General features: G+C 56.7%; 20 protein-coding genes. 1 reads left to right on the plus strand and 19 read right to left on the minus strand.

The window, feature by feature from the left end; translation table 11 throughout:
* Window positions 1-12: 12 nt before the first annotated feature.
* The 16 genes from queA to FE784_RS04550 all read right to left on the minus strand — a co-directional run bounded on the left by queA (window position 13) and on the right by FE784_RS04550 (window position 17922).
* Window positions 13-1071, minus strand: coding sequence for a tRNA preQ1(34) S-adenosylmethionine ribosyltransferase-isomerase QueA (gene queA, locus FE784_RS04475; RefSeq protein ID WP_139600929.1), 1059 nt, complete (start codon window positions 1069-1071; stop codon window positions 13-15).
* A gap of 5 nt (window positions 1072-1076) precedes the next feature.
* Complete coding sequence (locus tag FE784_RS04480; RefSeq protein WP_176705970.1) at window positions 1077-3200, minus strand: SpoIID/LytB domain-containing protein; 2124 nt, start codon at window positions 3198-3200, stop codon at window positions 1077-1079.
* A gap of 31 nt (window positions 3201-3231) precedes the next feature.
* The gene (gene ruvB, locus FE784_RS04485) at window positions 3232-4242 is read right to left on the minus strand and encodes a Holliday junction branch migration DNA helicase RuvB (RefSeq protein WP_139600931.1); all 1011 of its coding nucleotides are present in this window, start codon (window positions 4240-4242) and stop codon (window positions 3232-3234) included.
* Window positions 4243-4270: 28 nt separating this feature from the next.
* Window positions 4271-4891, minus strand: coding sequence for a Holliday junction branch migration protein RuvA (gene ruvA / locus FE784_RS04490; RefSeq protein ID WP_139600932.1), 621 nt, complete (start codon window positions 4889-4891; stop codon window positions 4271-4273).
* On the minus strand, window positions 4888-5391 hold the full coding sequence (gene ruvC, locus FE784_RS04495; protein ID WP_139600933.1) for a crossover junction endodeoxyribonuclease RuvC: 504 nt from the start codon (window positions 5389-5391) through the stop codon (window positions 4888-4890). The genes ruvA and ruvC overlap by 4 nt, the downstream gene beginning before the upstream one ends.
* Before the next feature lie 223 nt (window positions 5392-5614).
* A complete protein-coding gene (locus FE784_RS04500) occupies window positions 5615-6289 on the minus strand; it encodes a BofC C-terminal domain-containing protein (protein ID WP_139600934.1) in 675 nt (224 codons plus the stop codon).
* Between the two features lie 85 nt (window positions 6290-6374).
* On the minus strand, window positions 6375-7793 hold the full coding sequence (locus tag FE784_RS04505) for a LysM peptidoglycan-binding domain-containing protein (protein WP_139600935.1): 1419 nt from the start codon (window positions 7791-7793) through the stop codon (window positions 6375-6377).
* A gap of 149 nt (window positions 7794-7942) precedes the next feature.
* Window positions 7943-8815: a prephenate dehydratase gene (gene pheA, locus FE784_RS04510; RefSeq protein ID WP_139600936.1), complete on the minus strand. Its 873-nt coding sequence runs from the start codon at window positions 8813-8815 to the stop codon at window positions 7943-7945.
* A 181-nt stretch (window positions 8816-8996) separates the two neighbouring features.
* On the minus strand, window positions 8997-9962 hold the full coding sequence (locus FE784_RS04515) for a sialidase family protein (RefSeq protein ID WP_139600937.1): 966 nt from the start codon (window positions 9960-9962) through the stop codon (window positions 8997-8999).
* Between the two features lie 44 nt (window positions 9963-10006).
* Complete coding sequence (locus tag FE784_RS04520; RefSeq protein ID WP_139600938.1) at window positions 10007-11248, minus strand: ABC transporter substrate-binding protein; 1242 nt, start codon at window positions 11246-11248, stop codon at window positions 10007-10009.
* A gap of 148 nt (window positions 11249-11396) precedes the next feature.
* Window positions 11397-12218 (minus strand): AraC family transcriptional regulator, encoded by an 822-nt coding sequence (locus tag FE784_RS04525; RefSeq protein WP_139600939.1) that lies wholly within the window; start codon window positions 12216-12218, stop codon window positions 11397-11399.
* Between the two features lie 230 nt (window positions 12219-12448).
* Window positions 12449-13738, minus strand: a complete 1290-nt coding sequence (locus FE784_RS04530) for an FAD-dependent oxidoreductase (RefSeq protein ID WP_139600940.1) — start codon at window positions 13736-13738, stop codon at window positions 12449-12451.
* A gap of 223 nt (window positions 13739-13961) precedes the next feature.
* Entirely contained in the window at window positions 13962-14969 is a 1008-nt protein-coding gene (gene thrB / locus FE784_RS04535) for a homoserine kinase (protein ID WP_139600941.1), read from the minus strand.
* Window positions 14966-16036 (minus strand): threonine synthase, encoded by a 1071-nt coding sequence (gene thrC, locus FE784_RS04540; RefSeq protein WP_139600942.1) that lies wholly within the window; start codon window positions 16034-16036, stop codon window positions 14966-14968. Before thrC ends, thrB begins: the two co-directional genes overlap by 4 nt.
* Window positions 16037-16097: 61 nt before the next feature.
* Entirely contained in the window at window positions 16098-17384 is a 1287-nt protein-coding gene (locus tag FE784_RS04545; protein ID WP_139600943.1) for a homoserine dehydrogenase, read from the minus strand.
* Window positions 17385-17439: 55 nt separating this feature from the next.
* Window positions 17440-17922, minus strand: a complete 483-nt coding sequence (locus FE784_RS04550) for an ACT domain-containing protein (RefSeq protein ID WP_281287015.1) — start codon at window positions 17920-17922, stop codon at window positions 17440-17442.
* Window positions 17923-18117: 195 nt separating this feature from the next.
* Between FE784_RS04550 and FE784_RS04555 the strand changes: the two genes are divergently transcribed.
* Window positions 18118-18618 (plus strand): NUDIX domain-containing protein, encoded by a 501-nt coding sequence (locus tag FE784_RS04555; protein ID WP_246131896.1) that lies wholly within the window; start codon window positions 18118-18120, stop codon window positions 18616-18618.
* Here the strand turns inward: FE784_RS04555 and FE784_RS04560 are convergent.
* The 3 genes from FE784_RS04560 to FE784_RS04570 all read right to left on the minus strand — a co-directional run bounded on the left by FE784_RS04560 (window position 18615) and on the right by FE784_RS04570 (window position 21992).
* Entirely contained in the window at window positions 18615-19808 is a 1194-nt protein-coding gene (locus FE784_RS04560; protein ID WP_139600944.1) for a M20 family metallopeptidase, read from the minus strand. The genes FE784_RS04555 and FE784_RS04560 overlap by 4 nt on opposite strands.
* Window positions 19809-19836: 28 nt before the next feature.
* Window positions 19837-20928, minus strand: coding sequence for an alanine racemase (locus FE784_RS04565; protein ID WP_139600945.1), 1092 nt, complete (start codon window positions 20926-20928; stop codon window positions 19837-19839).
* Window positions 20929-21032: 104 nt separating this feature from the next.
* Window positions 21033-21992: an alpha/beta fold hydrolase gene (locus FE784_RS04570; protein ID WP_139600946.1), complete on the minus strand. Its 960-nt coding sequence runs from the start codon at window positions 21990-21992 to the stop codon at window positions 21033-21035.
* Window positions 21993-22067: the final 75 nt, after the last annotated feature.

The following is a 22067-nucleotide window of genomic DNA, read 5'->3' on the forward strand; positions in this document are numbered from 1 at the left end:
TCCTTCCTTTATTCAATAAATAAACATCGCGTCGCCGAAGCTGAAAAACCGGTATTCCCGTTCGATCGCTTCCTGGTAGGCGCGCCTGATGCGATCCGTTCCGGCCAAAGCGCTCACGAGCATGACGAGCGTCGATTTCGGCAAATGGAAGTTTGTCAGCATCGCATCCACGATTTTAAACCGATATCCCGGATACATAAAAATAGCGGACCATCCGTCGCACGCCTCGATCGGCTTGTCGCCGAACCTGCCGGCTACCGTCTCCAGCGTTCGCGCCGATGTTGTGCCTACCGCAACGACACGTCTGCCTTCCGCCTTCGCGGCATTCAGGGCGGCGGCCGTTTCTGCCGGTACCGAGTAAAACTCCTCGTGCATTTTATGCTCCTCGATCCGGTCGACCGACACCGGCCGAAACGTCCCCAAGCCGACATGCAGCGTTACCGTGACGATATTCACCCCGATGCGTGCGATCGTCTCCAAATATTCCGGCGTAAAATGAAGCCCCGCCGTCGGAGCCGCGGCAGAGCCGGGATGACGAGCGTATACCGTCTGATATCGTTCCCGGTCTTCCAGCCTTTCCTTAATATAGGGGGGTAGCGGCATCGAACCGAGCCGGTCCAATATTTCCCGGAATATGCCGGAATAGCGGAAGCGCACGATTCGCGCTCCCATCTCTCCCTCTTCTTCTACGACGGCTTCCAGGAGCGTATCCGAAGCGGAGTCCTGCGGTCCGCTCCCGCCGAACCGGATTACCGTTCCCTTCTTCAGCCGTTTCGCCGGACGGGCAAGCGTCTCCCATCGGTCGTCTCCGAGCTCTTTCAGCAGAAGCAGCTCCGCCTGGGCACCGGTGTCGGCCTTCACGCCAAAAAGCCGGGCTGGAATGACCCGTGTATCGTTCAACACGAGCGTGTCCCCGGCTTGCAGGTAATCGATCAGCTGTCCGAACGTATGGTGCCCGATCGCTCCGCTCGACTTGTCGAGCGTGAGCAACCGGGAAGAAGTCCGATCCGTTAAAGGCGTTTGGGCGATTAACGATTCGGGCAATTCAAAATCGAATGCATTGACATCCATTTCAGTCAGTCCTTAGCGATAGTAATTCCAATATAATAGTATTGCAGAATTCGTTTATAGTCATACCCTTGCTCCGCCAGCCCGCGGGCTCCCCACTGGGACATGCCCAGGCCGTGTCCCGATCCGTTACCGGTCAACCGGAACTGCGGATCTTTCGTTGCGACGCGGATCGCGCCCGCCTCGCCCATGACGATCATGTTCGGACCGGCTACCGGTACGGCTGCAGCCGAAGCGGCCGATGAAGCGTAAAGCGTTCCTTTCGTTTCCGGCAAGCTGCGGGTTTGTCCGTTGGCCCCCAATACAGTATACCTTCCCGTTTCCTCGATTTCAAACCGGGTGCTCGGCGCATCGAACAGGGCGTTCCGGAATGTGTCGGGCTTCTGAACCGTAATCGGCTGACCGTTCGCCTTCAGCTCGACTGCCCGGCCGGAAGGGCCCCGTTTGCTTACTTCCAGCCTCTCCAGCACGCCCGCCACCGGCTTCGCAATGGTGAGATTCAAATCTTTCAATAGCTCTCCCGCCGAATATGGCCCGCGAACCCAAGCATAATCGTTGGACTCGACCGTTTTGCCCAGCGAGACGAGCTTGTCTCCCTGATTGACGGTGGCGATAGACCCGTTCTTGACATCGTCCACGTAAGGAGCCGAACGGATGTTGATGCCGGCTCCCTTAACGGTCACGACGGGTAAGCCTGCGTTATTTCGCGCCGTACTCTCGGTCACGAAGTCTTCGCGGATATAGCCTATGCTTCCACTCGACAACGCTACGCGATGCCACTGCTGCTTGTTCGTTTGAGCGCCTTCGTCCGGGCTTGCCGTCGATTGGACGTACGGAATCGGCTGCCCCCATACTTCCACCGGGTCGCCTGTCTTGCCTCCTCCATTGGAGAAAAAATACGGTTCGATCGGCGATCCGCCTACGGTCAACACTTCGCCTGCCGTAGCCGCAACGGCTGCCGCAACCCGCTCGTCCTCCCTCTGGATGCCGTAATACACTTGATCGGACGAGGAGTCGGAGACGTTGGCGATCTGATATTTCGTCCCCCGGCTGAGCGCGAACGAACGAGCTGCGACGGCCTGCGCTTTTAATGCTTCGGCCGGCCAAGACGGACTCATTTCCGCTCCCACGACCGATACGAGATACTGCTCGAAGGGCAGCTCGTTGACGACGGCCAGCTTGCCGTTGTGTTGACTGACTTCGATGCTTCCCCGATACTGCCTGTTGCTTTTCTCCGCAACCGCTATGCCGCTTTCCTTCGGCGTTACCCATACTTGCTGCGAAGCCGGATTGAAAGCATAGTGGGTCGCGGCCGCTGTCCCGCCCGTGGCGATGGATGCGGTAACATCGTCCCGCTTCAATAAATAGGGAGCCGCGGGGGCGACCGGTTGAAGCGCCATCCCCGGTGCCAGCTTCACGGCTTGCAGCTGGACGGCGTTCAACTGCTCCATGTCCGCCGCTTCCCCGATCCACACTTGATAGGAAGGGGTGCCTCCCGCTTCCAGCAGCGCAACCCACGCGTCCAAGCCAAGCTGACGAAAAGCGTCGGCTTGCTGACCGGCAGCGGCTTCCGTCGGGAAAGCGCCGGCGTTCCAATGAAGCGGACCGGCGATAGTCGCCGGAGCCCCCTTCAGCAAGGCCGCCGCCGCCGCATTCGCGGCAATGCGCTGTTGGGCGGCGCCCGCTTCATCCCTCGAGACATACATGCCCGCATATACTTGATAGACGATTTTGCCCAGCTTGGCCGTCTGGAACACGTATGCCTTGTCCTGCGTAGCGTTCAACGTTTGCAGCAACTGCTTGGCCGCGGCGGCCTCGGACGTTTCCAGCAGCAACACCTTGTAGCCGTCGAAGCTGAATCGCACCTGAGCACCGGCGGGAGCAGCCGCCCAATTACGAACCGCGGAAAAATCGCGGATGCCGATATCCAACCCTTTCGGCGAGGACAAGGTTACCGTAGGGACGGTCACGTTATAGTTTTTGCCGTCCGATACAAATAGCGCGACGCGAATCTGATCCAATTTCGGCACGGCGGCGTAACTCTTCGTATACATGGCGGGCACGCAGAGCGCAATCGCCAGCATCGCCGCAACCCAAGCGGCGAACCGCCGGGGCCGTTCTCGTCTCGTCATCGATTTCATCTCTCCTTATGAACAGACCGTTTTATTTGCCGTCGGCGGAAGGCACCGCCAAACCAAGATGACGATAAGCCGACGCCGTCGCCGTTCTTCCGCGGGGGGTCCGCTGCAAAAAACCGATTTGCAGCAAATAAGGCTCGTATACGTCCTCGATCGTCTGGCTCTCCTCGCCGATCGTCGCGGCAATCGTATCGAGCCCGACCGGACCTCCGCGAAAATGCGTAATAATCGCCCGCAGCATTTTATGGTCGATCTCGTCCAGCCCCAGATCGTCTACCTGTATCATCTTCAGAGCCAGACGTGCCATTTCCGACGTTATGATGCCGTCTCCTTTGACTTGGGCATAATCTCGCACCCGCTTCAACAGCCGGTTGGCGATTCTCGGCGTCCCGCGCGACCGTTTGCCGATCTCGTCGGCCGCTTCCCCGACAATGCCGACCTGCAAAATGTCGGCCGCGCGGCTGACGATGAAGCTCAATTCGTCTACCGTATAATATTCCAGCCTGCTGACGACGCCGAATCGGTCCCGCAGCGGGGCAGAGAGCAGACCCGCTCGCGTGGTGGCGCCGATAAGCGTGAACGCGGGCAAATCGAGCCTCACGGAGCGGGCGCTCGGCCCTTTGCCGATAATGATATCGAGCGCGAAATCTTCCATCGCCGGGTACAGCACCTCCTCGACGGTACGGTGCAGCCGATGGATTTCATCGATGAACAGCACGTCGCCTTCCTGAAGGTTCGTCAGTATGGCAGCCAAATCGCCGGGACGTTCGATCGCCGGTCCGGAGGTCGTGCGGATATTGACGCCGAGTTCGTTGGCTATAATGTTGGACAACGTCGTCTTGCCCAAGCCCGGCGGTCCGTACAACAGCACATGATCCAGCGCTTCCTTGCGCATTTTGGCCGCTTCTATGTAAATTTTCAAGTTTTCCTTCGCCTGGGATTGACCAATATATTCCGCTAAATAGCGGGGACGCAGGCTAAGCTCCACAGCCTCGTCTTCCATCATCAAATTGGCCGAAATGATCCTCTCTTCCATCCGCCAGCCGTCCTCCTTCTCCAGTCCGTTATCCGGCGTACAACGTTTGCAGCGCCAACTTGATCAGCGCGTCCGAAGAATCGCCTTCCTTCGCCTTCGCCTTGACGCTTGGCCACGCGCGGTCCGCTTCCGCCTCTGTGTAGCCCAAGGCGAGCAGCGCCTCCTTCGCTTCGGCCCATGCGCCGGTTCCCGCCGCCGCGGGCATCCCCGTATCCTGCATGGACAACGCCCGGTCGTCGAAGCCGGCCGATACGGCCGCGAGCTTATCTTTCAAATCCAAAATGATGCGCTGCGCCGTCTTCTTGCCGATACCTGGAAGCTTCATCAGAAACGCAACGTTCTCCTGCTGTATGGCGGCAACGACCGCCTCCGGACGCGCCCCCGACAAAATCCCGATCGCTACCTTGGGACCGATGCCAGTCACGTCGATCAGCTTGCGAAACATCGACTGCTCCTCGCGTGAGCCGAAGCCGAACAGCAGGATCGCATCCTCGCGGACGTGATGATGGATATACACCGTAGTCTCGTCCGGTTTGTCCGGCAGCGCGTACGGATTCGGGCAGAACACCCGGTAGCCGACGCCATGCACGTCGATGACGGCAAAATCGTGCTCGCGGTGAGCCACTTTTCCGCGCAAAAAATCGATCATTGCTTCCCAACTCCGTTCAATTTTTGCTGCAATCCGGCAGAATGCGCATGACAGATGGCGATGGCCAGCGCATCCGCGACATCGTCGGGCTTCGGAACGGCACTCAGCTTCAGGAACATCCGGACCATCTCCTGCACCTGCTTCTTCTCCGCCTTGCCGTAGCCGACGATCGCCTGCTTCACCTGAAGCGGCGTATATTCCGCAATCGGAATCCCTTTCTGCACCGCGGCCAGCATCAGCACGCCTCTGGCTTGACCGACGGTGAGTGCGGTCGTGACGTTTTTGTTGAAGAACAGCTTCTCGATCGCCATCGAATCCGGCTTGTATTTGTCGATCAGATGCACGGTCGCCTCGTATATTTCCTGAAGACGTACGGCGGAATCGGTAGTCGACTCCGTCTGAATGCTCCCGTACTGGACGGGAACGAGCTTGTGTCCTTGCTTGTCGATAAAGCCGAACCCGACGATCGCGATTCCCGGGTCGATACCCAATACGCGCACTGGAAAATTCCCTCACTCTCGGTCCATAAGCGAACATATGTATTCTATTTGCCATTATAGCAAACTGAACGGGGGTTGGACAGCATCGGCGGAAGCATCCGCGCCCGATTGCATGAACAAAGACCGCTGCAACGCCAGCGGCAGCCTCATTTTAGAAGCTTGCCCGCATTGCGTGCAGCGGTCTTTGTTCGAATCGAAACGATCGATTTCGTCGCAGCCCCGCTCATTTCGCGGGTGTCATCACTTTTTCCGTTTCTTCGACGGCAAATTCGCTGAACGTCGACAGGACGCTGTTGTACTCCTCCATGTCCAGGACGCGGATGCCTTCCTTCAATTGATCGATCGTCTCGGGCTGCAGACTGCTTTCCAAGTACCCCATGTTCAATTGAAAGAAGGTGCGGATCACCTTCTCGCCATCCGGCGGACCTTCGAACAACGACAAGTTGCCGGTTTTGTCCAAACCGAAGTATGCGTTGTTTTTGCAAGCCGCGGACAGGTCATCAATCTTTTCCGTAAAGGTGACGGCTCCGTCTTGGCCGAGCTCGACGCTCCATTGCGGATGCTCGCCATGCAGGCTGACGACTTCATCCGAAGCCATCTGTCCGATTAGCAGGTTTTCCTCGCCGCAAACGTATACTTTGTGCATGAAGACGTCGCGTTTGCCGCCCGTTTCCCGAATTTGATTCAGCACTTCCCGCGCTTCCGCCGACGGTCCGGTATCCGAAACTGCCAATGTTTGCGCCGATTCGACTTCATCCCTCGGCACATCCGGCGATCGGGTCGCATATACCGTAAATAAGCCTGCGGCTGCCGCCACGATGAAAAAGCCAAGCGACAACCATCGTCTCTTTTGCCGAAGACGTTTTTTCAGTTGCTTGTACAAGCTTGACAAGTTCATGGAATCCCCTTCTGGTACTAGATTTTTTTTCTAGTTTTCCCAGTTGGGGATCCAGATATACACATACTTGACTTTGAACGCAAACTTATCCGCGAATCCATGGGCTATTTTGTTTTTTGTCGCGCTTCGCGGCGGGCTGCTTCCGTTTCGGCGGCTTCGTCTTCGTGCTTATGGACACTTTGGCTTCGCCGGATTTCTCCTGCTTGACAGGCTCGCTCCCTCTCACGGATGCCAATCCGATATCCCCCGTACGCTCATCGCAGCCGCAGTCCTCCTTATTCGACCAGGACGAGTGAGGCGAGTGAGACGCAGGGTATGCGGATGCAGGAAGCGCATAAGGTACCCCGTACATGCCTGACGGATACGACCCATAGCCGTAATCCTGCCCTTTTCCTTGACATGGCAAGCACGGACCGCCGGACATTTGCGGGTAAGGGTACGCTTGCTGAGGGTATGTCGGCATATGCTGCGCGGGCGAGTGCAGCGTTGGCTGGCCTGCGGACCAATCCGATATGTCGCCCGATGACTTCATATGGCCCGAGCTTTTTTGCTCCGAGGCGGGCAATTGCATGACGGGCGCCGCCGGCATTGCATTCATGAAAGGGAACGCATTGTTGGACATCGAAGTCGGCATTTGCTGGACGGGCATCGCATTGTCGTAGCTCCACGGAAATTGGGCCGGATACGGTTGCGGTTGTCCCATGCCCTGCGCGAATGGGAACGGATTCGGTTGGGGCTGAGCCGCCCCTTGGGCGAACGGGAACGGCTGCGGCTGGGACTGCGCCATTCCTTGGGCATACGGGAACGGCTGCGGCTGGGACATCGCCATTCCTTGGGCATACGGGAACGGCTGCGGCTCGGGCTGCGCCGATCCTTTATCATAAGAGAATGGTGCGGCATGCGCGCTCTGGAGGCCGAATGGATTCATCGCTTCCATCGCGGGCAATTGGTATTGGGCGAACGGAAATTCGGCTTCCTCATGCTCGGTAACGATCGGTTGCGACATTTCCTCCGCCTCCGACTTCTCCGCGGCTTCGGAGATGCCCGGCCATTGGGGCGCTTCCTCGTTTACCGGCTGCCCCTCCGTTGCTTCCGCCATTTCGATGACTTGGGGCTGCTCCGCCGATTGTGCCGATTCGACGTTGCCTGCCTCGTGCGGAGTGTCCGTTCCCAGCTTCGGAATGTACACGATATCGCCGGTCATCAGCACATTCGGGTTTTTCAGATGCGGATTCGCATCGATAACCGCCTTGAGCGGGATATCCCACGCTTTGGCCAATTTCCACAGCGAATCGCCCTGTACGACGACGTGCTTGTGCGTAATGTCGCCTACCGGCGGCGGAACCGCCACGCCGGATGATGGAATCTTAATTTTCATGCCTACGTCGATATTGTCGGGATCGGCAAGCTGATTGTTGAATGAAATTAGTTTTTGCAGCTCGATTCCGTACTTTTTGGCGATGTTAAAGAGCGTTTCTCCCTTTTTCACCAGATGGATTTTCACCGGACTGAACCTCCCGTTGTCTTGAATAACAATACAGTGTATGCACGAGTTGGGCGTTTGACATCATTTGCGCAAAAAAAAGCCCGCCGGATTCAAATCCGGCAGGCCATAGCCGCGACAAGCCCCGCATCGCTGTGCGGAATCGCGATTCAATTATTCGGTCGATTCGAATAAGAAAAATACGGGTACGATCCGAGTGTCCGTACTTGGCATCCGATCGCCTCGATCTCCTGCAGGGCGGAGGGCAGCAGCACCGAGTCCAGCGACATTTCGATATCGATATAGAAGTAATAATTCCCGAGCTTCTTCTTCGTAGGTCTCGATTCGATTTTGGACAAATTGATGCGCCGCCATGCGAAGGCGGACAGCACCTGATGCAGAGCGCCCGGATAGTCCTCGGGCAGCGTGACGAGTATTGTCGTCTTATGCTGCTCGGGCGGCCTCATCGATAGCCTCTCTCTGCCGATCACGATAAAGCGGGTGTAGTTGTTGTCATGGTCGGTAATATTCTCGGCCAGCAGGTCGAGACCGTACAGCTCGGCAGACATCCGTGTTCCGATCGCGGCAATCGAAGCGTCGCCCGCTTCCTTGACGATCCTTACGCCTTCGGCCGTGCTGCTCACGTAATCGAATTCGGCTTGCGGCAGCCGGCTGCGCAAAAAATCGTGGCATTGGGCGATCGCGACGTCTTTGGAGACTACCTTTCGCAATCCGGCGATGCGCTCCGCGACGGACGCGTCGGACTTGACGCCGATCAAGTTCTGGATCGACGGGTATACCCATTCGCCCTGAATGGGCAGCGACTCCGAATCGACCAGCAAATCGATATGATGCTTGACCGAGCCTTCGATCGTATTCTCGATCGGGACGACGCCGTAATCGGCCGTTCCGTCCGCCGTAGCCGCGAACACGTCGGACATAAGCGCGTAGGGAACGAATTCGTACGTCCCTTCAGCGAAAAAATAGCGGGCCGATTCTTGGGACACGGTCCCTTCGGGCCCGAGGAATGCGATCCTCTTCACAGTGCGGCAAACTCCTTCTCGACGACAGCTCTCTTATGCTGCCGGTATATGCAGATTCGGGTGGTCAAACAGTACCACTACCTTGGAATCGTACCACTACCGGGAAGGAAATTGCAATACTTGTCCGTCCCATGGATTGGATGACCTTACATCAAGCAGCCGATCGGCGGAACGTCGAAGCTTACCCGATTTTGATTTTCCAATACGCGATTGTCTCCCGCTTCCACGTATAGCTCAAATACAGACAAGACCCCTCGGACACAATGGCTGGATATGAATATTCCCCGGCGTCCTTCTCCAGAACGAACGGACTTCCCCATGTTTTCCCGTTATCCCCGGACATGCGGAGTATTAACGGCGAACGCGGCCCCCAGTTCAGACCGACCGGATTGAAGATCATAACGAGGCGCGCGTCCTCCAGCGCGACGACATCGATGCCGCTGTTGTTGTTGGGCAATCCGACCGAATAGGCTGGCGACCACGTCCGGCCCCCGTCGACGGAGTCGCTGCGGTAAATATCGGAGGCCGAGCTGCGTACCATCATATGGACGCCCTCGCGCGATTCCCATAATGTCGGCTGAATGATCCCCTTCGGAGGAAACGCATGATGATCGACAGGAACCCGTTCGCTGCACGTCCACGTTTGACCGTGATCGTAAGAGATGTCTACAAAAGCGTCCCATTGCGAATCCGTCTCGATCGAAGCGGGGGCAAGAAGCGTGCCGTCGCGCAAATAGATCGGCTTGCAGCGCACAGGTCCTCTCCCGCCAACATCGCCCGGCACCAAATCCTTCTGCTCGGACCAAGTCAGACCTTCGTCCTTCGAGGTCATTATCCGGGTATGCCAATTCTCCACACGGTCCCCTACTTTGTAATAGAGCTGAATCGTCCCGAGTCCGGTACGGAACAATACGGGATTCCAGTGCGGCACATTGTCCTCGTTGGCCGTTTCCCTCGGTTCGCTCCACTTTCCCCCGCTGCGTCTGGCGGTCCAAATCGCGACATCGGCAGCGCCCTCCCTCGTGCCGCCAAACCAGGCCGCCATAACATCGCCATCCGGCAAAACGACCAAGGTCGAAGCGTGACAGCTCGGAACAGGCTTTCCTTTCTCGAAAATAAACTCCTTTTCGGCCGATACAATCTCCATTGCGCAGCTCTCCTTCCATAATCCATAATTAAACGTTATGCCGCTCACTTCGGACCCGCGCTGATCACTTGATTCGCCTGATCCTCCGCTTCCCTCAATGCCGTGTTGACGTCCTTGATTCCATTAAAGTAATCGCTGAAAGCTTTATCCATAATAGTCGGCACTTCCTTGTAAACGACCGCGCCATGAGGTTTTCCGGGTTGATTTTTGCTTATCGCCTGCACGTTTTTCGATTCGATGCCCGGTACGTTTTTGCCGAATAAGCGGTCAAATCCTTTAATCGCAGTGGCTTTGCCGTCCATCGCCAATTTCTCTTGAATTTCATCGGAGAAAGCGACCATAACGGCCTGAAAAGCTTCTTGTTTATGTTCGCTGACGGAAGTAACGGCAAGCAGCGTTCCGTTTAAGGAAGGACCGTATCCGCGTCTGCTTTCGAATACCGGGTAGGACACCATATCCCAGTTCAAATCCGAAACCGCGGACCACGCCGCGATGCGGTCGCCGTCCGGAATCATCGCCAACGTATTTTGGGTAAACATTGTCGCCGGATTGCTGCTTTTTGTATTGCCCGGTATGGCGTAGATTCTGGCAAGCGTCTCGAACACCGTCTTCCAGCCGGCCGTATTCAAGGCTGCCCTGCCCGATGCCGGGTCTATATAGTTCTGGTCCAGTTGACTTTTCGCATCCCACAAATTAGGAACTTGCAGACCGCTGTATAGAACGCCCCGATCGGTCGCGGTCAACCGTTTACCCAAATCGATAACTTCATTCCAAGTCAGTCCGTCCTTCGGGTACGTCACGCCGTAACGGTCAAAAATATCTTTATTGTAGTACAGCGCGAAATAGCCGGGGAGGATAAACATCGCCACTAATTTGTTGCGATCCTGCGAGAAGTTCACCGGATAATCCAAAATCCCGTCCTTAAACCGGCTAAAATCGAAATTGCTTCCTTTCATCAACAGCCTGTGATCATAGTCCAGTCCCGCCGTCTGCATCGCACTCAATCCGCCTTGTCCTACTTCGATAAGATCCGGCTTGTCGCCGCGAGTCAGCATCGCGCCAAAATCATTGTTCTGGTAGCGGATCAGCTCCATAGTAATGTGCGGATACTTCTTCGTTACCGCCTCGGCAATTAACTTGTAAGCGGTTTCAGTGGAGCTCGCAAGCTTGATCGTTACCGGCTTCGGCGGGGATACCGCTTTCTCGACGGTCGATTGTTTGCCGCCGCATCCCGTTAGCCCCCATGCGATCAGGGAAACCAATGACAGCTTTGCAGCCTTGTTCATGTCCAACCCCTCTTTTCTATACGATATCCGACTATAGCGACGTTTGCTCCGTAGCCTCTAATCGAACGACTCTTACAACAATAAGTATACGCTGCAGCCAGAGCGTACCGAATGGAGTATATTATTCATTCCATAGAGGATATGATGGTTATTGATGATTCCCGTTATATCGGTACTTCGATGGAGATTGGCCCATAATCTTCGAGAACATCCGCGAGAAATAGTATGGGTCGGTAAACCCGAGTTTAAAGCATACCTCTTTCACGGTTAAATCCGTCGAATCGAAATATTCGCAGGCGCGGCGGATTTTCAATCTGAGGAAATAATCTATGGGCGAGTATCCCGTATTTTTATTGAACAGCTTGACCAAATACGGTTTGGATAAGTTGGTCATTTTGCACAGCTGTTGCAGGGTAAGCCGTCCTTCGATATGACGGAGCATGAATTGTATAGCTTCGTTGACCGGTTTGTCCTTCGGCAAACGGTTGGGGAGCACGCCTTGAAACATGGACAGCAATGTCAACAGCTGCCCGATCAGATGCGAGCTGTATATCCTATTATGGATTGACGTTTTATCGCTCCAGATCTCGTAGCACTCCGCGAACAGCTGCTTGCATTTGATGTGGGATTCCTCCAGACCGATCATATGGATGGCCGGGTTGCCTTGAAAGTACAGCGCGCTGTTCTCTCCCCGGATATGCGCAAAATAAAAGCTCCATGGTTCGCTTTCATACGAACCATAGGAATAGGGGTTGCCGGGCTGAATGAGAATGGCCGTATTTTTCCCGATCGTCGTTTTTTCCCGACTCGCGGCTTGGAACCAGCCTTTCCCCTCGTAGCTGTATATGAGAATATAGTTATCGGAGCCTCTCGCACGATTGATGCTAAGAGACTGCATTTGATTCGTGCATCCGATCGTTTCGATATATAGCGCTTTAACCAATGGGTGCTCGTTCGTCTGCATATTCATTCATCGCCCTTCGCACATCTGCCATTTTGATCGATATGAGGCCGTCACTGTAGTATAGTAGTATACGATTGCGCCAGGCAATCTCTTTCCCGCAATCGTACCACAATCCGTGCTATCAATCCCGCTTCATTCGCAACCGTATCGCTTTCCCTTGGAAAAGGCAAAAAGCCGATGCAATCTTTCAATCGGCATCCGGCTTAAATATCGGTATTCCAAATCGCAGCATATCCTCACACTTCCAAGTTCGCACCATTTCGCTCGACCGTTCGCCGCACCAGCAGGGGGTCGACATCGCGCGGGCTGCATCCCATCCCGATGCTCAATCCTGCGGCAATACCGGCCGCTTGCCCCATCATGGAGCAGGTGGTCATCACTCGCGCGGACGATAGCGCCAATTGATCGGCGGACATGCATCTGCCTGCAATCATCATATTGCGGGCATCCTTGGCGATCAAGCTGCGTAACGGAACTTGGTAAGGCGGGACTTTCAGTTCGCGGTGTCCGAGCACATAAGTTCTCTTATCGTCGTCTGGTTTGTGAGCATCCAAATAATAAACGCCTCTTGCGATCGCATCGTCGAATTTACGTCCCGCTCTCAAATCTTCAAGCGCCAATACGTAATCGCCAACAACCCTTCTGCCTTCACGGATGCCGATTTGGGGCGAGCAATAATCCAACAGCCATTTTCTTTTCTCGACCTTCTGGTAGTAATCGAGCACCTCCATCATTCTGCGCCGGGCTCGAATTTCGGCCGCCGTCATGCTTTCCGTATCGGTCGCGTCGAACATCGGTATTTTCACTTTGATCGCATTGCCTTTCGGTCCGTTAGGCCATATGCTCGTCATCGGCAAATCCGTTTTCTCCCGAATGGCCTCGAACCACCCTTCGGGTACTTCTTCGCGGATGTCCTCCCCCTCGGCATGACGTATAAAAAACATCATCGACATCGGCAGCTGGACCTGATCCTCCTCCCGGCCTTTCAATGTGGAGAAGCCCGCCATATGGGCCACCTGCGCCTCGCCCGTGCAATCGATAAATTGCTTCGCTCTAAGCGCCTCCGGCCCGGATTTGCCGCATATAATGCATTCCTTGATGACCCCGCCGTCGCTGACCGATACATCGACAAACTGCGTATGCAGCAGCAGCTTTACGTTGTGGCGAAGGAGCATTTCCTGAAGAACGACAGCCAGAATCGAATGATTGAACAGCCGATGGTCCGACTTCGGGTACGGAACATAAGGCGCTACCGCATGGAAATTTTCCAAATCCGCGATTATCGAATCGAAAACTTGACCTTGCCCGGCGGTTTCACCGCAAAATGCCCCGACTCCTCCCGTCGTCGCATTGCCGCCCACTACGGCAAAGCGCTCGATCAGAATGACTTTCGCTCCGGTTCGCGCTGCCGCTACAGCCGCAGACACGCCCGCCATTCCGCCGCCAATGACGGCGATATCGGCTTCATATCTCAATGGTATCGTCCTATTCCAATACACCTGTTCAGGCACAGCCGGTGCTGTCATTCGTTGTCACCTCTTTCCCGGATCCATCGCAATCCGTATGCTTTTGCCCTCGCGGACCCCGCAAACCAAGTATAACCCGCCGCTCCGGTTCGTCGAATGGAGCATATGATCCATTGGATGGACGAAATGATGGCGAAATGAACGACAAAAAACGCCGCACCTCATCGTGTACGGCGTTTTCATCAAAACGGAACTTGTCAGCGTCACAGCAATCTTGTGCAGCTTACGTCCGCACATTGCCCTTCACATTATCGATCAGCGGGACGTTCGGATCAAAATGAGACAATACCGCCGCGCCTTCCGCGCAAGGCTTGAGCCACATCGTATCCGCCTCGATGCCCCGATCGCGCAGCGTATCGAGCAGGAAGCGCTCCAGCTCCGCTCCGCGGCCTTCCTTCCCGTCCACCAGCGCAAGCAGCGTCGGACCGGCTCCGCTCAAGGCGACTCCCAACGCTCCATGCTCCTCGGCACGCTCCAAAATGTCGCTCATGCCGGGAATAAGCGGAGCGCGGTACGGCTGATGAAGCGCATCCTTCATCGCATGACGGATCATATCGTAGCGCCCGGAGCAAAAAGCCGCGACCAATAGCGAGGCGTGGCCGATGTTGAATACCGCGTCCTTCATCGGCACTTGCTCCGGGAGCACATGGCGCGCTTTCTCGGTGGACAGCTGGAAGCGCGGGATCGCCACGAGCACGTCAAGCCGGTCTTCCGGAACGATACGGAGATACTCCGCCCGCTCCCCGTCCCAGAAAGCGATGGTAAGGCCGCCGAACAAGGAAGCGCCGACGTTGTCGGGATGCTTCTCCAGCGCCGACGCCATCTGGAACAGCTCGTGAGGCGAAAGCTTGTTGCCGATCAGCGCATTGGCCGCCACCAACGCACCGACGATAGCCGAGGCGCTGCTGCCGAGCCCGCGCGTGAGAGGAATATCGCTGTACATGGCGATATCGAGCTCGGGATGCGCGATCCCCGCCTTGTCGAAAACTTGCTGCGCCACTTTGTATACGAGATTCGACTTGTCGGTCGGCACTCCGTTCATTTGATCGCCGTACAGCCGGATTTCGGTAGTCGAGGCAATCCCCATCTCGATCCACGCGTACAAATCGAGCGCCATGCCGAGCGCATCGAAGCCGGGGCCCAAGTTGGCGGTGCTGGCCGGCACCTTCACGTACACCTTCGGACTGCCCGGACCGCCGGCAAGTCCGCTTCCGCTACCCGGCAAACTCATGCGCCTGCGCCCTCCAGCTTGCGGATCGCGTCCATAACCGCCTCTTCCGAGTCCTGGACGACGAGCGGATCGCCGCCCACGCTTTTGATCGCGATGTTCGGGTCCTTCAAGCCGTGGCCGGTCAAGACGCATACGACCTTCTCGCCGCCTTTGAAATAGCCTTCCTTGTTCAGCTTCATGACGCCCGCGATCGATGCGGCCGAGGCCGGTTCGGCGAAAATGCCTTCCTTGGCGGCGATCGTCCGGTATGCGTAGAGAATTTCGTCGTCCGTCACATAGTTGATCTGTCCGCCGGATTCCTTGGCCGCATTTACCGCCAAATCCCAGCTTGCCGGATTGCCGATACGGATCGCCGTGGCGACCGTTTCCGGATTCGGAATCGGCTCGCCTTTGACGATCGCCATGGCGCCTTCCGCTTCGAAGCCGATCATTTTCGGCAGCGACGACAGCTTGCCAAGCGCCTTATATTCTTTAAATCCTTTCCAATAAGCGGAAATATTGCCGGCATTGCCGACCGGAATCGCCAAGTAGTCCGGAGCTTGGCCGAGCTGGTCCGCGACTTCGAAGGCGGCCGTCTTCTGCCCTTCCAACCGGTACGGATTGACCGAGTTGACGAGCGTGATCGGGTGCTTGGCCGTAATTTCGCGGACGATTTCGAGCGCGCGGTCGAAATTTCCTTCGATCGCGATCACCTTCGCCCCGTATATGATCGCCTGCGCCAGCTTGCCGAGCGCGATATTGTTGTTCGGAATGAGCACGATGCAATTCAGGTTTCCCCGGGCGGCGTAGGCTGCGGCTGCGGCGGACGTATTGCCGGTAGAAGCGCACATGATCGTGCGGCTGCCTTCCTCCATCGCCTTGGCGACAGCCATGACCATGCCCCGGTCTTTGAACGAGCCCGTCGGGTTCAAGCCTTCGTATTTGAAATAAACGTCCAGATTCAGCTCTTCGGACAGCTTCTCTGCGTGCACGAGCGGGGTGTTTCCTTCCTGCAGCGTGAGCATCGGCGTTTTGTCGGTTACGGGCAAATATTGTTTGTACGTGTGCAGCAATCCCATATATCTCATGTCGCTTAGCGGCTCCTTTATAGTTCGTTTTACCGATATACACGATGGGGTGTATATCTCATTATCCTTCGACGCGATATACACTCTTGATCGTTTGAATGACTTCCAGCGCTTCGAATTCCGCAAGAACCCGGTTCATGCTGGCAAGGCTGGCATCATGCGTCACGATGACGATTTCCGCCTCGGCGATCGATTTGTTCGGCTGCTGGACGACCGATTCGAGGCTGACGTCGCATTCGGCGAATACTTGCGTAATTTTCGCGAGCACGCCGGCCTTGTCCTGAACGTGCAGCCGCACGAAATATTTGGAGGCGATCTGCTCCGCCGTCTTCAGCTTCTTCTCTTTGTACGGCACGAACATTTTGCGTCCGTTGACGCCGAGCTTCAAATTTTTGACGACGGCCACGAGGTCCGCGACGACCGAAGTCGCCGTAGGCATTTCGCCCGCGCCCGGTCCGTAAAACATCGTCTCGCCTACCGCTTCGCCGTATACGTATACCGCATTGAATACGCCGCCCACCGCCGCTAGCGGATGGGTCGTCTTCACCATCGTCGGCTGGACGCCCACGCTGATCATGTCGTCCTGACGCTCGGCGATGCCGAGCAACTTCACCTCGTAGCCGAGCCGTTTGCCGTACAAAATATCTTCCTTCGACACTTGGGAAATGCCCTTTACCTGAACGTCGCCGAGCCCGAGGCTCGTATGGAAGCCGAGCGTGCCGAGTATCGCCATTTTGCGGGCGGCGTCAAGCCCTTCCACATCGGAGGTCGGATCGGATTCGGCGTAGCCGAGATCCTGCGCTTCCTTCAGCACATCTGCATAGGAAGCCCCTTCCTGGCTCATTTTCGTTAAAATGTAGTTCGTCGTGCCATTGACGATCCCCATAATTTTCGTAATCCGATCGGACGAAAACCCTTCGATCAGCGTGCGGATGATCGGAATGCCGCCGGCCACGCTCGCCTCGTAGAACACGTCGCAGTTTTTCTCCGCGGCTTTGGCCAATATTTCCGCGCCGTGCAGCGCCATCAAGTCTTTGTTCGCCGTGACGATATGCTTGCCGTTCTCCAAAGCGGCCAACATGTACGTTTTGGCCGGCTCGATGCCGCCCATAACCTCGACTACGATGTTTATCGCCGGATCGTTGACGATATCCCAGGCGTTCTCGGTGAGACGGTCCGCCTCCACCGCGTAACGGCGCGATTTATCTTTATTTTGCACGAGCACCTTCTCGATGCGGATCGGGGATCCCACCTGCTTCTGCAAATCGTCCTGATGCCCTTCCACGATGCGCAGCACGCCGGTTCCGACCGTGCCCATCCCGAGCAGCCCCACTTTGATTGGTTCCATCGTTTCTCTCCTCCTGATCTGTATCTGTATGTGCATTGCCCGTTGCCGTACGAACCTAAGCCCCTTGTCCTATCACGGACGCTTTACGGACGCCATCCTGATGACGGATCACATCCATAAGGCGGGCGGCATTGCTCGTTCCCATATGAGTCGTGTCGACCGAAAGCACGACATTGGCCATCCCTTGCAAAGGAATCGTCTGATGGATCGTCAGCACGTTGCCTTCCAGACCCGCAATAACCGCGAGAACTCTCGACAAGATGCCCGAGCGATGCTCCAGATCCATGGAAAGCGTGACGAGCCTCTCCCTCTCCAGCTTGTTCAACGGATGAATGCCGTCCTTATATTTATAGAAAGCGCTCCGGCTGATGCCGACCGCCTCGACCGCCTCGTGAACCGTCTTCGCACCGCCTCTGGCGAGAAGCTCCTTTGCCTGCATCGTCTTGACGACCGCCTCCGGCAAAATGTCTTCCCGGACCAAATAATAACGTTCGGTGCCGTCTTCCTTGGAATCGTTCACGCTCGTGTCGTGTTCCACTGGCGAATCGTCCTCTCCGTAAAGACTGTTGTTTCTACATAGTGGACATTATACCGAAAACGCGTCGATGCGGCAATAGGCAAGCCGAAAAACTTTAACGGAATCGGGCGGTTGCGGCCGAAGCCCGGTCATGCTAAGATGTTGAGCCATATCCGGGAGGTCTGTCAACGCCCCCGCACCTGGAGGACAACGACCATGAAATGTCGCATGATGGCCGCCGCCATGCTGTTTCACGGCGACGAGCTGCTGATGATGGAACGATCGATGGAGCGCACCTTGAACCCCGGCATGTGGGCCGCCGTAGGCGGACATTTGGAGCCGGACGAGCTGAGCCGTCCTCGAGATGCTTGCCTTCGCGAAATTTTCGAGGAGACCGGGTTTTCTCCGGACGATATCGCGGAGCTGACGCTGCGCTATATTTTACTGCGCAACAAGGATGGCGAACTGCGGCAGCAGTTCATCTATAGCGGCCATGCCAATCGTAAAGACTTCGTAGACACCGACGAAGGGAAGCTTCATTGGATCCCTCTCGCCCAAGTGCTCGACCGCGACATTCCTTACATATTCCGGATGGCGCTTGAGCATTATTTCCGCATAGGACCGGGCGAGCACGCCTGGGTCGGTATCGCGGGTCTCGATCCGTCTACGGGGCAGCCCCGCGTCGATTGGGTGCCTCTTACGGATCCCCGATATTAAGAAACGTTGAGCGGGCCGGGCGTTTTTTTGAACGTCATAATCGTTTGCAAAAGGATGTCGGATGCCGTAGCGACTTCGTCCAGATCGACCCATTCGTCTTTCGTATGGGCCTGCTCCAAATTGCCCGGGCCGAACACGACTGCCGGAACTCCGACGCGAACGAGCTTGCTGGCATCGCTGCCGTACGTCGCTCCGATCGTCCTTCTCCCGGGAGCGCGCGCATCCCTCGAATGCCGCAAGCAATCGACAATCGGCTCATCTAAGGCGACCTCCATCGCATAGTCGATCAGGAAAGGCTCCCTGACGACGTACCGGACGCCGGAAACGGATGGCTCTAGCGACTCCACCCGCTCCTTGAGCTGCCCCCAAACTTCCATGGGCTCCTCGCCTGGGACCGTTCTCCGGTCGATCGTAATCCGGCATGAGCCCGGTACCGTGTTGGGAGCGACGCCGCCTTGGATCATACTGACGCAATGGGTCGGCGGTCCGACGAGCGGGTGCGCCGCCGGCGCATAATGAAGCTCCGCTTCCCGTTGCAGATAAGCTATCGCCCCCATCATCCCCTCGATCGCATTGGCGCCAAGGTGCGGGGTGGAGCTGTGGCACGCTTCGCCCTCCGCATCGATGTGGAAGCGGACGCACCCTTTGTGGGCGACTATAAGATCGAGCTGCGTCGGCTCGCCTACGATGGCGGCATCGTACCGCAGCCGCCCGCCCTTTATTTCATCCGCGATTGCGGAAACTCCCTTGTACCGGATCTCTTCGTCGACGACCGCTGCCAGATGAACGGCAACGGGAGGCACGATACCCCGGAGAACCAACGTTTCGACGGCTGCAAGCATGGCCGCAAGCGACGCTTTCGTGTCGCACGCCCCTCTACCGTACAGACGTCCGTTCCGGATAGCGGCGCCGAACGGGTCGATCGTCATCCCTTCCGTCTGAACCGTATCCATATGAGCTTCCAGAAGCAGCGTTCCCGAACCGGCCGGGCCGGGCAATATGCCGATCACATTCCTCCGTCCGCGCTCTAGCTCCTGCTCGATTCGTTCCAGTCCCAGCCGCATGAAGAAGCGGGATACGTAATCGGCGACCGCCTCTTCGCCCGTGCCGCCGGGAAAGCCCGGGTTCACGCTGGGGATGGATACCAGCTGCCCGAGCACCTCGACGACGCGATCTTTGTTAACGTGCATGCCTCTCAACCTCCTGCGTAAAACCGGTCTAGTAATTGCACCCTCGCGCATCGATCGGAATCGCTTCGACGACTTGTCCGTTCCGGACGCCGGTTACGACCGGGACCAAATTCGGCACGACGCACGAATGGTTCGGAATAATTTCGATCCGGTCTCCGACGCGCAGCTGCTCCATTTCCGGATCGTACTGCAGCATTCCGTGCTCTTCGTTCAAGCCGACGATGCGGATATCCGGCCGGCCGACGACACAGCCGAATCCTTCGCGATGATGCGCCTTGTCGCTCGTCAGCGTCTTGGTCCCCGCGTCGATCGTCGCTTTTCCCGGGAGCGGAACGCTTACTACGGTAGCGATCACCCGCAAGGCGCAGTCCCGCTCCTCGGCGAGCCCGAGTCCTATCCCGGATGCGTCGAAGAAAATGTAGTTGCCTGCGCGAACTTCCGTAATTCCTTCGAGATGCTCCGCCATCAGGGCGGCCGGCGAGGTGCCCGAACTGACGATTTCGATGTCGAACCGATCGCGCCGCAGCAGCTCGACCGTATCCCGGATCGTTGACGCTTCGTGCTTGACCGCTTCTATCAACTCCGGTCCGTCGGCATGACGGTAGATCGTTCCGAAATACCCCATGATCCCGCGAATGCGCAGTCCCGGCAGATCGCGGATGGAGCGCGCGAAATCGAGAGCGTCTTGTCCGGGCTGTCTGCCTCCGCGATGCAGCCCTCCATCGATCTCGATGAGCACGTCGACGGGCTTCCCGGACGTGGCGCCCACCCCGGATAATCCTGCGGCTACGGTTACGCTATCGACCGTCGCGGACATTCGCGCTTGCCCGTGCAAACGCGCAAAACGGCTGAGCTTCTCGCGACCCACGATAGGGTAAGCAACCAGTATATCGTCCAGACCGGCTCGGACGAATGCTTCGGCTTCGGACAGCTTGGCTACCGTGATGCCGACGGCGCCGGCTTCCAGCTGCTTGCGGGCCAAATAGGCCGATTTGTGCGACTTGATGTGCGGACGGTGATGAATGCCGCGGGTCTGCAGGGCGGCGGCCATTCGTCCGATATTCGCCTCGGCGATATTCAAGTCCACGATCACGGCGGGCGTTTCAAGTTGTTCGTACATAATCTCACCTTTTTGCTTTCAGCTTAGGGGTTGGTCAGTCCGATGTCAATCCGCCATAATAAAAAGTCCCGCCCGCTGAAGGAAAGCGGCGCGGGACTGCAGCATTACAAATCCGCAAAAAACTGAAATATTTTGTCGTGGAGTCCGGGAAGGCCTTCATGTCCGAAGTCCGGGTAAATTTCCAGCCTTTTCGGAGAGGCAACTTTATTGATTGCGGCGAACTGGGTCGAAGGCGGACATACGGAATCCATCAATCCGACTCCGAACAGCATCTCCGCCCGGATACGGGGCGCCAAGTTCTGGATGTCGATATAGCCGAGACGGGTAAACACTTCATCCTCCCGTTTATGCTGGGGATCGAACAACCGGAAATAAATGCGCAGCTCCTCGTAAGCGTCTTTGGCCAAGTCCATTTCCCAGACGCGACGGTAATCGCTCAGAAACGGATAAACCGAGGCCGCTTTCTTGATCCGCGGCGTAAGCGCCGCGCAAGCTACGGTCAGCGCCCCTCCCTGCGACCAGCCGGTAGCGCCTACGCGATCGGGATCGACGTCGGGGAAATCCATCACGATGGAGGCAAGCTGTGCCGTGTCCAGGAAAATGTGACGGAACAGCAGCTGCTCTGGCGCATCGTCCAGCCCCCGGATAATGTGTCCGCGCAGCGTATTTCCGATCGCGCCCCCGACATCCTCCGACTTCCCCCCTTGTCCGCGGCAATCCATCGAGACGACCGTATAGCCTAGCGCCGCGTACGGAAGCTTGTCGTACCAGTCCCCGGAGCTGCCCGAATAGCCGTGAAAATGGAGCAGCGCGGGACCCGGCTGCTGCAAGCCTTTCGGCTTCAAATATTTCGCATGCACCCGCGCGCCTTTTACGCCGGTAAAATACAAATCGTAACATTCGGCATAAGGAACCGAGATCGGAGCCGGCACCAGTTCAACGGCCGGGTCGGTGGCCCGCATCTCCTCCAATGCCTTCTCCCAATACTCGTCGAAATCGTGCGGTCGCGGAGTTCGTCCCTCGTATTGCTGAAGCTGCTTCAGCGGCATATCCAATTGCGGCATGTTCATCATCCTTTGCTTTTCCGTATAGGGTCGGTTCGATAGAAGGCAGCATCAAAGTTTCTGCACTCAGTGTAT

Origin of the sequence: Paenibacillus hemerocallicola, from assembly GCF_006265175.1 — a bacterium.
In the GTDB taxonomy this organism is placed as follows: domain Bacteria; phylum Bacillota; class Bacilli; order Paenibacillales; family NBRC-103111; genus Paenibacillus_AB; species Paenibacillus_AB hemerocallicola.